The 13,794-nt window shown below is 38.9% G+C and carries 19 protein-coding genes; 3 read left to right on the top strand and 16 right to left on the bottom strand.

The genetic code is table 11. From position 1 onward, the window contains the following. Positions 1-47 precede the first annotated feature (47 nt). The 15 genes from GPK81_RS03510 to GPK81_RS03580 form a co-directional block, all read right to left on the bottom strand. Positions 48-296, bottom strand: coding sequence for a DUF6870 family protein (locus GPK81_RS03510; RefSeq protein ID WP_015568866.1), 249 nt, complete (start codon positions 294-296; stop codon positions 48-50). Beyond that, positions 277-657: a type II toxin-antitoxin system PemK/MazF family toxin gene (locus tag GPK81_RS03515; protein ID WP_005344285.1), complete on the bottom strand. Its 381-nt coding sequence runs from the start codon at positions 655-657 to the stop codon at positions 277-279. The genes GPK81_RS03510 and GPK81_RS03515 overlap by 20 nt, the downstream gene beginning before the upstream one ends. 153 nt (positions 658-810) lie before the next feature. Beyond that, positions 811-984 (bottom strand): hypothetical protein, encoded by a 174-nt coding sequence (locus tag GPK81_RS03520; RefSeq protein WP_226840949.1) that lies wholly within the window; start codon positions 982-984, stop codon positions 811-813. Positions 985-1,237: 253 nt separating this feature from the next. Further along, positions 1,238-1,711 carry a sigma factor-like helix-turn-helix DNA-binding protein gene (locus GPK81_RS03525; RefSeq protein ID WP_173884580.1) on the bottom strand — a complete coding sequence of 158 codons (474 nt, stop codon included), beginning with the start codon at positions 1,709-1,711 and terminating at the stop codon, positions 1,238-1,240. A 326-nt stretch (positions 1,712-2,037) separates the two neighbouring features. Further along, positions 2,038-2,469 (bottom strand): hypothetical protein, encoded by a 432-nt coding sequence (locus GPK81_RS03530; RefSeq protein ID WP_215653173.1) that lies wholly within the window; start codon positions 2,467-2,469, stop codon positions 2,038-2,040. Between the two features lie 4 nt (positions 2,470-2,473). Continuing rightward, on the bottom strand, positions 2,474-2,686 hold the full coding sequence (locus tag GPK81_RS03535; protein WP_015568870.1) for a sporulation initiation factor Spo0A C-terminal domain-containing protein: 213 nt from the start codon (positions 2,684-2,686) through the stop codon (positions 2,474-2,476). Between the two features lie 154 nt (positions 2,687-2,840). After that, positions 2,841-3,158 carry a helix-turn-helix domain-containing protein gene (locus GPK81_RS03540; RefSeq protein WP_226862455.1) on the bottom strand — a complete coding sequence of 106 codons (318 nt, stop codon included), beginning with the start codon at positions 3,156-3,158 and terminating at the stop codon, positions 2,841-2,843. 187 nt (positions 3,159-3,345) lie between these two features. Continuing rightward, complete coding sequence (locus GPK81_RS03545) at positions 3,346-4,185, bottom strand: PD-(D/E)XK nuclease family transposase (protein WP_147602432.1); 840 nt, start codon at positions 4,183-4,185, stop codon at positions 3,346-3,348. Positions 4,186-4,288: 103 nt separating this feature from the next. After that, a complete protein-coding gene (locus GPK81_RS03550; protein ID WP_044921552.1) occupies positions 4,289-4,660 on the bottom strand; it encodes a hypothetical protein in 372 nt (123 codons plus the stop codon). 9 nt (positions 4,661-4,669) lie between these two features. Next, positions 4,670-5,065, bottom strand: a complete 396-nt coding sequence (locus tag GPK81_RS03555; protein WP_015524973.1) for a hypothetical protein — start codon at positions 5,063-5,065, stop codon at positions 4,670-4,672. 391 nt (positions 5,066-5,456) lie between these two features. Further along, complete coding sequence (locus GPK81_RS03560) at positions 5,457-5,720, bottom strand: hypothetical protein (protein ID WP_015524971.1); 264 nt, start codon at positions 5,718-5,720, stop codon at positions 5,457-5,459. Between the two features lie 25 nt (positions 5,721-5,745). Next, positions 5,746-6,216, bottom strand: a complete 471-nt coding sequence (locus GPK81_RS03565) for a hypothetical protein (RefSeq protein WP_015524970.1) — start codon at positions 6,214-6,216, stop codon at positions 5,746-5,748. A gap of 344 nt (positions 6,217-6,560) precedes the next feature. Beyond that, entirely contained in the window at positions 6,561-7,658 is a 1,098-nt protein-coding gene (locus tag GPK81_RS03570) for an RNA-guided endonuclease TnpB family protein (protein ID WP_215706557.1), read from the bottom strand. 409 nt (positions 7,659-8,067) lie between these two features. After that, positions 8,068-8,442 (bottom strand): hypothetical protein, encoded by a 375-nt coding sequence (locus GPK81_RS03575; RefSeq protein ID WP_015524968.1) that lies wholly within the window; start codon positions 8,440-8,442, stop codon positions 8,068-8,070. A gap of 140 nt (positions 8,443-8,582) precedes the next feature. Further along, positions 8,583-9,560 carry a M28 family metallopeptidase gene (locus GPK81_RS03580; RefSeq protein WP_252196592.1) on the bottom strand — a complete coding sequence of 326 codons (978 nt, stop codon included), beginning with the start codon at positions 9,558-9,560 and terminating at the stop codon, positions 8,583-8,585. A gap of 938 nt (positions 9,561-10,498) precedes the next feature. Between GPK81_RS03580 and GPK81_RS03585 the strand changes: the two genes are divergently transcribed. The 3 genes from GPK81_RS03585 (at position 10,499) to GPK81_RS03595 (ending at position 13,356) form a co-directional block, all read left to right on the top strand. Continuing rightward, the gene (locus tag GPK81_RS03585) at positions 10,499-11,164 is read left to right on the top strand and encodes a response regulator transcription factor (RefSeq protein WP_215706552.1); all 666 of its coding nucleotides are present in this window, start codon (positions 10,499-10,501) and stop codon (positions 11,162-11,164) included. Then, positions 11,148-12,608 carry a sensor histidine kinase gene (locus GPK81_RS03590; protein WP_215706553.1) on the top strand — a complete coding sequence of 487 codons (1,461 nt, stop codon included), beginning with the start codon at positions 11,148-11,150 and terminating at the stop codon, positions 12,606-12,608. Before GPK81_RS03585 ends, GPK81_RS03590 begins: the two co-directional genes overlap by 17 nt. A 97-nt stretch (positions 12,609-12,705) precedes the next feature. Further along, positions 12,706-13,356 carry a hypothetical protein gene (locus tag GPK81_RS03595; RefSeq protein ID WP_215706554.1) on the top strand — a complete coding sequence of 217 codons (651 nt, stop codon included), beginning with the start codon at positions 12,706-12,708 and terminating at the stop codon, positions 13,354-13,356. Here GPK81_RS03595 and GPK81_RS18615 read toward each other — a convergent pair. Next, the coding region (locus tag GPK81_RS18615; protein ID WP_215706555.1) for a hypothetical protein at positions 13,322-13,794 on the bottom strand (473 nt) is incomplete at its 5' end. The two genes, GPK81_RS03595 and GPK81_RS18615, sit on opposite strands and share 35 nt — an antisense overlap.

Here is a 13,794-nt window from a genome sequence, read left to right on the forward strand (position 1 = left end):
CCTTACCGACATTCTAACACAGTCCCCTCAATCTTGCCAGTACTTTTTCAGACACTCAGAAGCATATTCTCAAATGCCTGCTCCATAGATATACCGTTATTAGCAAATCTGACTTTTACTTTCATATTACCGATCCGGACCAAATATGGATTTCCTACTTTATTCAGAAAAATATCTCTCCGTTCCTGAAGCGATTTATTTCTGTCTGCTTTTATCATCCGTAGGTCAGTCATTTCATTGATATCTACATCACTGAAATCCTGCTCCAGATAGTTTCTATATTCCTCTGCCGTCATGCCCTTCTCCCTCCATTCCCATCTGAATCCGTACTGCTTTCAGTACCCGATCCAGGCTCCACTTGTTCACTCTTCCGCATTTCTCAATAATACATTTCGTAGAAATGCTCATAACCTGTTCAGCCAGTGCCAGGCTTCCTTTTCGGATTCCTGTCATATCATATTTGCTGATAAATACATGTGTTGGCAAATACCGTTTCTTATATATTCTTGATGTCAGCGGAACTACCGTTATGACTGAACTGTATGTATTGGCTTTATTATTGCTCACTACGATCACCGGTCTTACACCACCCTGAACAGATGTTGTAGGAAACATACCGAGATCTGCCCATAAAATATCTCCTCTGCGGATTGTCATTTGTCCTCTCTCCAATCTATTATTTTTATTTGTAAAGCATCCATAGCGCTATATTGGCTCCACAGGAATACGGCAGAGTTTCTTTCCCATAAGGAAAGCTCTGCCGCATAACCTCTATAGCCAATTTGATTATTAAACAGTGCTCGCTCGATTCTATTTATCCTCGATACCCCGAATCGTTACTCCCGCATATGCAGGAAGGGAATAATAACCTGCCCGGATGCATACTCCGGACCACAACCCGGAAACTCTCGTTTCCAGGCTCCAGCAGTTCATAGGTTTACCAGTTACAGACTTCTCAGGATCTGCAAGTGTATCGCATCTCATACATATCATCGCATCACCAGCCTGCCAGCTGGCTTCGGTCAGTGCTTTTTCGCAGCATTACGGACTGAACTAAAAATCTTGGTTTTGTCTTATAATCCTATAGCGTCATCTTCCTCGTGCTCTCTGCATGAAATGTCACGTCAGTTATTATTGGATATTCAGTTATCATGGTTCATTTTAGGAAGTCATTTAACTTCCTCTAATTACTAAAGTCAAATGACTTTGGCAGATGCAAAAGATTTTGAAAAATTTTTTAAAAAAATTTATTCATATACATTTCACGCATTTTATTAAGAATGGATTTCAGCTTGTATGACAGCATCTGTCTGGAAATCCCCATAATTTCCGCCATCTGTGTCTGTGTCTTGTTTTCAAAGAAAATGCCATAAATAATCATGCGTTCCTCTGAGTTCAGCTGATTGATTACTTTGTGAATATCCTGCTGTTCCATTTTTGTCAGTACACAGTGCTCCACATCACAGTTCAGATCTGGAAAATCCTCAATCATGAAACCTTCTCCATCAATAGACTGACCGCTGTAAGGTACTTCTCTCAGCATCTTATCCACGACTTCCCCCAGCTCGTTCTTAATCTCAACTTTTTTTGCCTTGCTGCTTCTGTAAAAATTGTTCATCGCATACGCAACTTCTTTTGTAATCTCGATCATTTCTCCATCAATATTTGCGTAATACTTTCCTTCGTAAAAATATGGGTGTTCAATATACATATCCGTTTCTCCTGAATTTGAAATCTTGTTGCTCGTTTCAAATCCAGAAGGCGGACCTCTGTTTAGGATCATGCCTGCTCCGCCTTTATCCTGCCGGGATATGCCCGCAGTTATTGGCTGAGAAATTCAGGCACGAAAAAAAGCCCCAGTAGTTTTTTCTTAACTACTGAGGCTTTCGTCTCTTTCTTGTATTCAGTTATCTATGCCTTCTTTCATCAGCATAATCATTGTATCAGGATAAAGTTCACAAAGTATCCGCAATATATTCCCATAAGTTCATATCATTATTGGAATCGTACATATTTCAGTATAAAAAGTTCACCGTGTTATTCTTCTACTTCTTTTCCATCTATATATAGTTGAAATTTATCAGGATTATTGACTACATCATAGTCATTTCCGTATTCTACAGGTCTATATTCGGCTGTCATTACCGATTCCCCATCTTCAATATCCTCTTTCCATAAATAGATGTTCATATCAAGGCTCGTCGCATATCCCCTGTCTGTGGAGAATTTTGTCGAATAAAATGAATCATCCTTGTACATCTGCAAAAGCTCTCTTGCAAACGCTTCTCTATCCTCAATATTTTCCCGGTTAGCGATTACGGTTAGATTTTCATCCCGATTTACGGAAAATGTTCCTACCACATCCGGTTCACCTTCCTTATGACTTGATTCAGGTTTCCCATAAATACTTCCTGCAGCAATTATCAAGATGACTGCCCCTGAGATCACTGCAATTATCTTTTTCTTCATATTTTTATTTTCCTTTTAGTTTTTTTACTGCGTAATTGATTACTTCTTCCGGTGTAGGTCTTTCTCCTTTAAGTGTCATTTTCTTCCATTCTTCCTGCACAGCCGGATTAGGATTATCAAATCCTGCATCTATGGCTATCTGCATTTCTCTGCGTACTTCTTCTGGTGTTGTGTTGTACTTTTCTGCAATTTTCTCATAAATAGTTTTTTCTCTCATTTACCCGCCCTCCGGTTTCAAAGAATTATTTATAGTTCTTTAGAACTACTATATCATGATTCTCACTATGAAAAAAGATACTTTCGCAAATGAAGCCATAAAAAAGAACAAAAAAAGAAGAGCTTAATGCCCTTCGATTTCAATGCCTATTTCATTAGTCTACCAAAGCTCTGACAGCATTTAAAATTCTTTTCTGCTCGTCCTTTGGCAATTTCCCTATCATATCAGATAATTCATTAGTAACACCTGTGACAGAATGTGTCACAACATCTATCAGTAGCGCATCAGCCGATACATCAAGTGCATTGGCAATTGCTACAAAGGTATCCAACTTTGTTACTTTCAGTCCTCTTTCTATCACACTGACATGTGTTGTACTTAAATTTACCAGCGCCGCCAGTTCTTCCTGTGTAAGATTTTTTGCTTCTCTTGCTGCTTTGATTCGCTGACCAACCGCTTTTAAATCCATCATAGCACCTCCTTCAGAACGATAATTCGGTCTAAAATTAGTATACTGATGGATAATTGAAAGATACAGAATCCGCAAATCAAGTTATAGTTCTATAGAACTAGATTTCACTTTTTTATACATGCAACACACAAAAAAGCCACCAGAAGAATTAGTATCCCCTGGTAGCTCCATTAAAATTTATCATTTGTTAATGTGCAACACTCATGCTCTCGTCAATCCATTTCTGTACCATTTGAGCACTTACATTAAGATAGTGGGCTATTTTATCAACTTTCATTCCATCCGCAGCCATGGATAATGCTGAGGCTTTTGCTTTTTTCAGCTCACCACTTTCAATACCTTCACTATAAATCTGTTCCATCTCACGGCACATGAATTCCACCCCTTTCTGTGTTTCCTTCAATTCGTATACTCTGTCAGCAAGTATCTTACTGTGCATATCTTCTGCATTCTTACAGTGAAGATCATGCATCAGTCTGCCTAATTCTGTATCCTCTTGTTTCTTAGAATTTACATAAATAATATGAGCTTCATCCTTAAAATTCTCACTGACTTCTTCGATTTTCCTGTCTATATGATAAATCGGAAGTCCGTATCCAAGTGCATCGTCTCTGGTGATAAAAATCACGTAGCTTTCCGGAAGGTCATCAAAATCCTGTCCTGGATTTAATGTGTTCATATCCATCAGACCACTATGATACCTTGCTCTTTTGGGAGATGCCCCTTCGTTGTCCTGTTGGATTTCTACATCCATCTGCTTGCCTTCAGAATCTCTGGCAACACAGTCCAGAATAGCTGAACGCCCCTGCAAATTCTTATAGTCTTTCTGCAGAACTTGATCAATCACTTTCAGATCCTTTTTATTCATAATTACCTGTAGAACATATTCTGTACATTCCCGTTTCTTGAATACATTCCGCATAAACACATCGCTCATGATGGTAAGGTCTTTTAAGATACCCTTGTATCTTTCGTAACGTGTTTCCAATTCTTCTGTTTTCACGATTTCTTCTTTCGCCACGTCCATTCTCGCCTCCATTCTTTGCTATGTCAGGATAGGTTCCTAAATGTCTCCTATCCCAATTTCATCTTAACATCAAAATCAGCTTTTCACAAGCCACTATTTTATCCTACACCACTTGAAAACAATAATTTCCAATCAGTTTCATCCAACTATTATATTTATTCTTTTCACACACCTTTCGGCAAATTTCATTTTCCATCAATACACAGAACATCTTATCATAATCAAATGCCCAAACAGCACCATTCACATGGTTTTCCACTGCTTTCTGATCTATGCTTTTCAAGCGTGTGACCATTTTCTCAATTTCTCCATTTCCCAAGTTACCGATATTTTTGCAGATAAACCGAAAGAAATTCAACGTTGCATATTCGTCATGCCAATGGAACTCTTCTGGATTGTTTTTAATTTTACTGACTCGCTGCTGTTCTTTGATTATCTGAGCAGCTACACCTTTCATTGAATCTTCGTATCTCATATTATTCACCTACTCTTCCTCGACGCCCAGTGACGGTTTAAATCTTTTATCCTTTGCCTGCGGTACCACGATCTCATAAAAATAAAATCCTAAATACCCAAGTGCCTGCTTCTTCATTTTATAAAAAGAAGTCCTGCCTATTCCTAACTCCTGTTGTACTTCCACATCTGTCTTATTATAATGACTGCAAAAACAGGAATGAAGGATTTCACTGAGCATCACACCATTCGGTGCATAGAACTTCACCAGTGTCATTCCACGATAGATCATATCAGACAAGCCATAAATGATCATCAGGTTATTCATTTCCCGGTGCATCTTTGGCACATTCAGCTGATTGTTATAAATGCTCAGATAACTCAATGCATATGCCATATCTTCATTGATTTTCTCCTGGCACTCCATATCCAGTTCTTCCAATACAACTGGTTTTCTAAAATCAGTTTCTGGTAGCTTGTCATCAGTTCTTTAATATCAGTATAATGTCTTAATCCTGTGCATGACTTGCCATATGGAAGGTAATTTCTTTCACTGATTTAATTGCATAATCTCTGTCTGTCATCAGTTTCAAAATCTCCTTATCATCATCACACTAACTGGCGGTCTTTCAGACCAGTTCGCTTTCCCCATGATTTTGATGGGAAGCAATTACTTACTACAACTTGCAGAAGCGGATATCCAAAAGGCATTGTGGGAGCTGCCTTTGCTGACCGAAATCCATCTTCTTATGTAAAACCTGCAGGAATATAAAGGGAAAGTGACTATCCCTGCCGATTAATAATCCAAATAATATCGTCTATACCAATCTCTCCTTATTTTTCAAAGCATCTGTAAAATCGTTTTCTATCATTTGGTTATAAAGTCTCTTCTGCGCCAGTTCATCTGTATAATACGCATAGTCATGATTATAATCTTCCATAACTGTTTCTGCCGCCATAGATGCATAATCATATATGGTAGCTATTGAAAGATTCTTATCTATATTTTTGTAAATACCATATTTAATCTTTATTCCTTTAATCGGAGCATTCTCTACAAACTCATTAATAACATTGTCCATTCTCCGATGATCCAGCTCACAATCATCACTTAATAAGCAGAGAAAAGATGCTTTTTCTTTTCTCACCGGTGCTGCTCAAGTTCATAATGCCTAACTCATCTAATCTTATATCTGAATCCTCACTTGCAAACGCAAACACTATTTTTTCGAATGTATCTGCATTTCCAATTCTTGCACATTTCATACGATAACGCAAAATATCATTACCATTTTTTATCCTGTAATGTATTGTGAACTGTGAGACCAGTTGCAGTTGTTTGCATATATTATTAAAATCCGTAGCAACCAGCATTTTATTTCTGTCTTCTTCAAATACATTGGTCTCTATATACTTTTGTATTACGGTTTCATATGTTTTCTTCTCGTTCATTAATTCATCTAACTCTGTGTTTTCATTTAGATGTCTATAAATCTGAATGTACTGATCTTGACGATTTACGCAATATATACTACTAAACTCATTCCCCAAAATGTTAATAATATCCGTAATCAGCATTTTTCCCCTTACTCTTCATTTACATATCATTTTATTGTAATCCCTTGATCTTTTTCAAAGATACTTTCGCTGTTGTTCCAAAGTTTCCATGTCTCTCTTTCTTTAAAATACAACGAAAAGTGAACTCTTATGTACTTGAAGAATCTGAAATACGATTCCTCCCTGTAAATATCAATCTGTTCCACAAAGCAAGTGACATGCTCCCACCACTTAAATCTTACGATTTTGAAGTGGGGGCTTCCTGCTCGATTACCCTTTAGGGCAAAGCTAAAACAGGCTATCCCCGCGTGTCCCGCGGTTTTGTTTTTTATGTTTATCCGGTTACGGATTTTTTTCTTGTGCCGTCAGGCACATTCTCTATAGATTCTTTTTCCTTCTTCACGGATGTTGACTGCTGCATTCACATCCCGGTCTATCCTATTTCCACATTCACAAATATACATTCTGTCCGACAATGCCAGTTCCTTTTTCTTATGTCCGCATACACTGCAGATCTTACTGGATGCAAAATAACGGTCTACTTTTATAAGATGTTTTCCATATTCTTCCAGCTTGTATCCCAACATGAACAGAAACTGCCCGTACCCGTTATCCTGCACACCTTTCCCAAGGTGCAGCCCTCCGGACATTCCCTTCAGATTCAGATTTTCCACACATACTGCATCATATCTTTCCGCAAGCTCCCTGCTGAGCTTATGCTGGAAATCTTTTCTCTGGTTCTTTATCTTTTCATGACATAAAGCTACCCTTTTTTTCTGTTTTTGATAGTTCCGGCTTTCTTTTTCACAGTGGGAGAGCTTTCTCTGTTCTCTTGCAAGTTTTTTCTCTGCTTTTCTGTAAAACATAGGGTACCCGGCTCTTTCTCCTGTAGAAAATACACACATTCCCTGCATGGCAAAATCGATCCCAAGAAATCTCTCTGCCGGTCTTTTTTCCACTGTTTGGTTCTCACAGCAGAACAAAAGGCTGGCAAAATATTTCCCGGATGGCTCACGGCTCACAGTTACAGACTTCAGTTTCCAGTCTGATGGAATCTGACGGTGAAGTTTTATCCTTATGACGGACATCTTTGGAAGTTTCAGATGGGTATCCTGCAAAAGGATATTTCCGTTTAGTGCATTGGTCGTATATGAATTTCTTGCATGCTTCTTTGATTTATAACGTGGAAATCCGCAGGCTGGTTCCCGAAAAAACTTCCGGAACGCACTTTCCAGATGCAGCTGCGCATTCGCCAGGGCAAGGGAATCCACCTCCTTCAGCCATGGATATTCCTTTTTATATCCGGCCGGTGTGTTCCGGAGCATCTTTTTTTCTTTCTGGTAATAGCTGATCTTATCTGCAAGCATCTGGTTATAGATAAAGCGGCTGCAGCCGATTGTTTGCTCTATCTGAACTCTCTGCTCTTTATTTGGATAGATCCTTATTTTTACGGCGCGGTTCATTCTTCTCACCCTGGCTTTCTATATACTGCCGTATCGTTTCAATCGTTGCTCCACCTGCACTGAGCAGGCCGAAGATCTGACCCCAGAATGCATCTTTCATGGTCTAACTCCATTATATTTATCGTCCTTTTTCTTATATCGACGGATATGTATTTATGAACTAATTGTTCTTTTTCAGTATACTACATCAGGGAAGGGAGAACGAGTGTTTCTTTTATACTATAGAGATTTTTTTTGAGCAGATATGCTCAGATGTGCAATTCATCTCACCACCTGAAGAGGTGGGAGAATTCTTGCTACATTTGTTAAAATTTATTCTTCTCAGTGGTCTTAATATATAGTTTATCAAAATATAGAAGAAATGGATATATATTTTCTTTTAATATTTTTCTAAAAAAGCTTTATTTTATCACTCTCCAGTCACCGGACGCATCATGGAAAGCAGCTCCTTCCGGTAATGATCGGCCTTTTCCTGATTGCCCTGTTCTTTCCGTACCATCTTTGTGATTCCCGGATACTGTCCCGGGAAGCTTTCCAGCATGATACCATCTCCATAGATCAGGTAAACATCTCCGTCTGTCATATCTTCCTCTGTCAGCTTCTTTCCATTCTCATCCGTAAGCTTATCCGGTATCGTTCCGGAGAAAATCGTGTCCGTGTCCAGATCCGCAAAATACCAGCTGTTATCATCTGTATGAAAATACACTGCTGTCATCGGCTTTTCCCCGCATCCCGCCAGACAGAACATAACAAGTACCGCCAGCATCACGATCCATTTTTTCATTATTCCACCTCCTAGTCTCTGTCAGTATTTGATTATTTCGACTTCACACCGTGCTAGCACCATGAAAAACATTAATATTACTGACTTCTACAATGTTTTTTATCTGGCACTACCATTAGTGGGAGATTTTTGATATAAATTTAATTGATCGTTGGAAGTACTTCCATAACCTGATCAATCACTTTCACAATTCTCTGTATATCCATATTTTCTTTTACATCAGAACTATCATTCACGTTCAAACCATCTTGCCAGTCCTGGACAATAGATACTGCCGGGATATTCACTAATGCAAACGGATAATGGTCACTGTTGGTTGCCATTGTCAGGAAAAATCTGTCACTGGGTGTAAATAGTTCTGACATACTGTTTTTATTTAATTCTGCCAGTTTTTTCAATCCCTCATCATCATATTCCGCATTGTCTGGTCTTTTGTTTCCTTCGATCATCGCCATATAACCCAGATCACTTTTTTCTGCAATAGTATCAATATTTATTACTCCGATGATCTGTTTCCGCTCGTCCTCCGTCAGCTTACCAACATACCATCTTGAACCCAGCATATATTTCTCTTCGCCCGAGAACAGGATGAATTTTATATTATACGGTATCTCTGTATCTTTTAAAATCCTTGCCAGTTCAAGCACTGCTGCCACTCCGGAACCGTTATCATTGGCGCCCACCGAATCTTCTGCACTGTCATAATGGGCACTTATGATCAGATTTTTTGTAGTATCAATGGATGAGTTTTTTGTCACAATGATATTTTCACCAATGCCGTCAACAATTGCATCCTCGGCTGTTGATGCCAGAAACACATACGCCTGCGAGGAATGCCTTATTGCATTCTCATTGTTTTCATCGTTATATTCGAATTTCTGGTATTCTATATTGTCATATCCCAGATTGCCAAAATATTCACTAATATATTCTTTTACATTCTGTATTGCATCAGAATTTATTGGACGCGGTTCAGAAGTGATTTCATCGATGATCTGTTCAATATTCTGTTCCAAAGGCTCTATTATTGTACCGTTCTGGGTAACACTCTCCGCCATTGTCTGAATTGGTGCTATTAATGATATAACCATAATTAAGGCAATTGTAATTTTTTTCATTTGTGAGCTCCCTCATTTTACCAAGTATTAATCAGTATCTTTTATCCAATAACTTTCCATGCAGAACCATAGGCTACAACGAAAGCTTTTTTTCATACCATAAACATTATCATGTGATATACTTCTGCCAATTAAATCTCAGATTTTGAAAAAGGGACAGACATTGATAAATTTACTTAGTTCCATTCTGGGCTATGCACGGAACATTACAACCACATGATCAAAAGGCGGTAAATCTGATATTCTAAATGTACATTGTGATCCTTTTTTAACAAAATTAGCTTTTTTATCATTTATGTTATCAACTGATACTATTATACCATGAACTGCATCACCAACCAAGTGTTCTTTTTTGCTTTTACAGCGTTCGTACAGTGCTTTTACAATTCATTGCACATCTGTAAAGGAAAGAGACTTCTTGCTATATATTATGTTAAATTCCTGAAAGTATTTTCTTTGCGTTCTCCAGGTTATTTTTTCCATTTATTTTTAGATATACTTTACTGATTTCAGAAGGCTCTCCTATTTCTCTACAGAGATCCTGTGCCTGGGAAATGGGTATGTAGATTTTCCTGGAACCTCCGTTTCTCTGGCTTTCTTAATGCCCTCGGTTGTGGCTTCTATCACGACAAATTCTTTTTCATTAGAGTTTATAAGGACATCAATGTGCTGGCAGCAGTTACTTTCGCTGTTCTGCCTGTCAGGATAAAAGAACTGGTCTACGGAAATGTCCAGCAAGGTGACGATTTGGTAAAAGGTATTCAGGTTTGATTATGAGGACGATACGCAGTTTTATGTTTTAGTAGTATTTTATCTACATACTCGATGACAACATTGATAGATTGAAAGAATGGCGGTAAAATAAATGCGGATAAAATTTGAGACTCCATAATAGATACATATTTCTCTGCTATATTTGAAAAATTGGAGGTGGAACAATGCAGAAGATTTTAATTGTTGAGGACGATATTGACATTCAGGATATATTAAAGAACCATCTGATTGATGCGGGATATGAAGTCGCTGTTGCTTCTGACGGTGTGGCGGGCATTGCAATGTTTGGGGATACCATCGACCTTGTGCTGTTAGACATCATGCTCCCTAAAATCGACGGTTATGGTGTATGTGAGGTCATTCGTAAGCGGTCACAAGTCCCTATTATTATGCTTACTGCGCTTTCGGATGAAGAAAACCAGTTGCGGGGTTTTGAACAGCAGATTGACGATTACATTCCAAAGCCCTTTTCGCCCAAAATCCTGCTGTGCAAGATTGCGGCTATTCTTCGCCGTAGGACTGTGGAAACTCTAAATCAATCCCTGCTTACTTATAAAGAGCTAAGTATGGACGTTGACGGATTCCATGTATATCAAGGCGGAAATGAGGTTGTTTTAACCAGCAAAGAGTTTGCGCTTCTTAGGCTTATGCTTGAAAATCAGGGAAAGGTCTTTACTCGGCAAATGCTACTTGACCGATTGTGGGCGGACGATTTGGAGGTCGAGGAACGGATCATTGACAGTCACATAAAGAACATTCGCAAAAAATTAAATGCTGACTATATAAAAACAATCAGAGGAGTGGGATACAGAATTGACAAAGTACATTAAGCAACGGTTATCCGTTAAGATTTTTATAATTACATTTTTTCTACTGGGTACAGCTTGTAGCGGAACATATTTTTTCATTTCAAAGCTGTTACCTGTGACATACTCCAATTTGATAAATGTGTCCACAGAGAAAGCCGCTATGCACCTTGTTGAGCAAATGACAGCTTTTGACAATATATCTGATTGCGAAAATGATATATCTAATTTTTCAAAGGAAACAAATGCCGCTTTTTGGATTGAGGATAGTAACGGTCGTATGATATATCCCGACGAGGCATCAACGGAAACCTCTACTACTTCGGCAGATTGCACAGTTACATTCGATGAAGATGAATCGTTCATAGATATGCAACCGTCTGGGGAAACCACGACAAATTTTTACCCGTTCACGTTAAAAAACGGCACTGCTTATGCGTTGGCAGTTCAAACAGATTTGTTCGTTGTACAGCAGGCAACAAAGGTATTGCTGTCTATTCTTCCGTATGTTATCCTAATGGTCTTTCTGCTTTCGCTCCTTTGTGCATGGCTCTATACACGGTATATCACTAGACCTATTGTGCAACTAAGCAAGATTTCAAAGCAAATGGCAGAATTGGATTTTTCCGGTCAATGTGGTACAGAACGAGAAGATGAATTAGGGTGTTTGGCGCAAAATCTAAATTCATTATCTGCTTCGCTATCCACTGCATTGAACGATCTTCAAACTGCCAACCAACAGCTCAAAACAGATATTGAAAAGGAACAGGAGTTAGAAAGACAGCGGGTAGACTTTTTCTCGGCAGCATCCCATGAACTGAAAACACCACTAACCATCTTGAAAGGACATTTGGCGGGAATGCTGAACGGAGTCTGCGGTTATGAAAACCATATAGAGTACATGGAGCGTTCCCTGGCCGTTGTTGATAGGATGGAAAAGTTGGTAAAAGAGCTGCTGTATGTTTCTAAAGCAGAGGGAACTCAAAAATCCGAATATAAAACCATTAATTTTGCGGAAATATTTCGGGTACAGATTGCCACTGTAACAGATTTATTGGAAGAAAAGGAACAGTGCCTTGAAGCAAATATTCCTACCCGTCTTTATTGTGAAGTGGAACAAGCACAGATGGAACGGGCGATTCAAAATATATTGGTAAACGCAACTCACTATTCTCCAAGTGGTGAACTGATTCGTATATCTTTGTCCGAAACGCATGGTACAATTCGTGGTGAAATTGAAAACACAGGTGTCCGTGTGCCTGACGATTCTATTCCACATTTGTTTGAAGCCTTCTACCGAGCAGATACATCTCGTAACCGTAATACCGGCGGAAGCGGATTAGGGCTTTATATTGTTGGCAAAATCATGGAAATGCACCAAGCAAAGTACGGCATTTCAAATACAAACAATGGTGTACTGTTTTGGTTTGAATTGCCTTGCAGGCAGCCGATAGACAACTCCATCTAAAATCCATAATCCTTGCAAATTATATCCAAGTTGCTTTGTTATATTATAGCTGTCCTCAAGAGGGCAGCTACAATTTTTAGAAAGTGAGGTTTTATCAATGAAGAACAAAAAAATTTGGTCAATAGGACTGTGTGGAGTAATCTGTTTAAGCATTACAGGAGTTACTTATGCAAGTTATGCAAATGCATTGGCTTCGGATACACCAAAGGTTTCAACATACGAAACAGTAAACACATCCGGTAAAGATATTCTCTATCAGGATACAGTCGGTGGACAGATCAGTGTTGACGGTAAAAATTGGGTCGATGAGGCAGATTATGAGAAAAACAATACGGTACCGGATGTGCAGTGGTGGACAGCTGATAAATATGAGGCGTGGATGAACGAACAGAAAAAAGAAATGGAATCTTTGATTGGAACCGGAGATGGTTGGTATGATGGGGAAGGCGTATTCCATGAATTTACACAGGAAAGCGTAGCTGCTATGATGGACAGCTATAAAGGAACTCTGGAAAGTATCAAAAAAGGAGTATTGTATTCCAAAGACAACGGTGACGGCGATACCTACTCCATGATTCCACCTACTGAAGATGTAGTTTCCTCTTATAGTGTTGATGTAACAAAAGATAACGGAAAAACAGTACACATTGGAGATTATTCCACAGTTGAGGAATTAGACAAAGCCATTTCTGATGCAGTTAAAAATGGTCAGCTCACACAAGAAGAAGCGGACGCCGTTCACCAATAATAACCAAACCATTCTGCCGCACGACGGCAAAAGAAAAAAGCCGTCGTACAGTAGACAAATTGATACGCCCATTTAAAGCAGCGGCATTGATTTTCAGAGCCGCTGTACCAAACGGGCAAAAAGCAAGAACTGCCCGGGCTACGAAAAAATCCGCAAAGAAGAATTTGAGCAATTCATTTTCTCTGCCATGCAGGAGAAGTTCAAAGACTTTCAGATACTCCACGGCAGGGAGGAAAAAGTCAATCCAAAACTGACTGCCTATCAAGTGGAGCTGGTACAGGTGGAAGCAGAAATTGAAAAGCTGCTGGATACACTGACCAGGCCAATGCGACTTTGCTTGCCTATGGCAACAGAAAAATTGAGAGTATGAAACTTTTTCTGTAAAATAATGTTTATAAGGTTCTTCTATGATACAATAAATATCATTAGGAGGGCCTT

It is taken from the genome of Blautia sp. MCC283 (assembly GCF_018785565.1).
Taxonomy (GTDB): Bacteria; Bacillota; Clostridia; order Lachnospirales; family Lachnospiraceae; genus Blautia_A.

What these genes read in the sequence shown, in the direction of transcription:
- GPK81_RS03510 (WP_015568866.1), bottom strand. Translation starts at nt 296, where the DNA reads ATGACGGCAGAGGAATATAGAAACTATCTGGAGCAGGATTTCAGTGAT.
- GPK81_RS03515 (WP_005344285.1), bottom strand. Translation starts at nt 657, where the DNA reads ATGACAATCCGCAGAGGAGATATTTTATGGGCAGATCTCGGTATGTTT.
- GPK81_RS03520 (WP_226840949.1), bottom strand. Translation starts at nt 984, where the DNA reads ATGAGATGCGATACACTTGCAGATCCTGAGAAGTCTGTAACTGGTAAA.
- GPK81_RS03525 (WP_173884580.1), bottom strand. Translation starts at nt 1,711, where the DNA reads ATGTATATTGAACACCCATATTTTTACGAAGGAAAGTATTACGCAAAT.
- GPK81_RS03530 (WP_215653173.1), bottom strand. Translation starts at nt 2,469, where the DNA reads ATGAAGAAAAAGATAATTGCAGTGATCTCAGGGGCAGTCATCTTGATA.
- GPK81_RS03535 (WP_015568870.1), bottom strand. Translation starts at nt 2,686, where the DNA reads ATGAGAGAAAAAACTATTTATGAGAAAATTGCAGAAAAGTACAACACA.
- GPK81_RS03540 (WP_226862455.1), bottom strand. Translation starts at nt 3,158, where the DNA reads ATGATGGATTTAAAAGCGGTTGGTCAGCGAATCAAAGCAGCAAGAGAA.
- GPK81_RS03545 (WP_147602432.1), bottom strand. Translation starts at nt 4,185, where the DNA reads ATGGACGTGGCGAAAGAAGAAATCGTGAAAACAGAAGAATTGGAAACA.
- GPK81_RS03550 (WP_044921552.1), bottom strand. Translation starts at nt 4,660, where the DNA reads ATGAGATACGAAGATTCAATGAAAGGTGTAGCTGCTCAGATAATCAAA.
- GPK81_RS03555 (WP_015524973.1), bottom strand. Translation starts at nt 5,065, where the DNA reads ATGGAGTGCCAGGAGAAAATCAATGAAGATATGGCATATGCATTGAGT.
- GPK81_RS03560 (WP_015524971.1), bottom strand. Translation starts at nt 5,720, where the DNA reads ATGGACAATGTTATTAATGAGTTTGTAGAGAATGCTCCGATTAAAGGA.
- GPK81_RS03565 (WP_015524970.1), bottom strand. Translation starts at nt 6,216, where the DNA reads ATGCTGATTACGGATATTATTAACATTTTGGGGAATGAGTTTAGTAGT.
- GPK81_RS03570 (WP_215706557.1), bottom strand. Translation starts at nt 7,658, where the DNA reads ATGAACCGCGCCGTAAAAATAAGGATCTATCCAAATAAAGAGCAGAGA.
- GPK81_RS03575 (WP_015524968.1), bottom strand. Translation starts at nt 8,442, where the DNA reads ATGAAAAAATGGATCGTGATGCTGGCGGTACTTGTTATGTTCTGTCTG.
- GPK81_RS03580 (WP_252196592.1), bottom strand. Translation starts at nt 9,560, where the DNA reads ATGAAAAAAATTACAATTGCCTTAATTATGGTTATATCATTAATAGCA.
- GPK81_RS03585 (WP_215706552.1), top strand. Translation starts at nt 10,499, where the DNA reads ATGCAGAAGATTTTAATTGTTGAGGACGATATTGACATTCAGGATATA.
- GPK81_RS03595 (WP_215706554.1), top strand. Translation starts at nt 12,706, where the DNA reads ATGAAGAACAAAAAAATTTGGTCAATAGGACTGTGTGGAGTAATCTGT.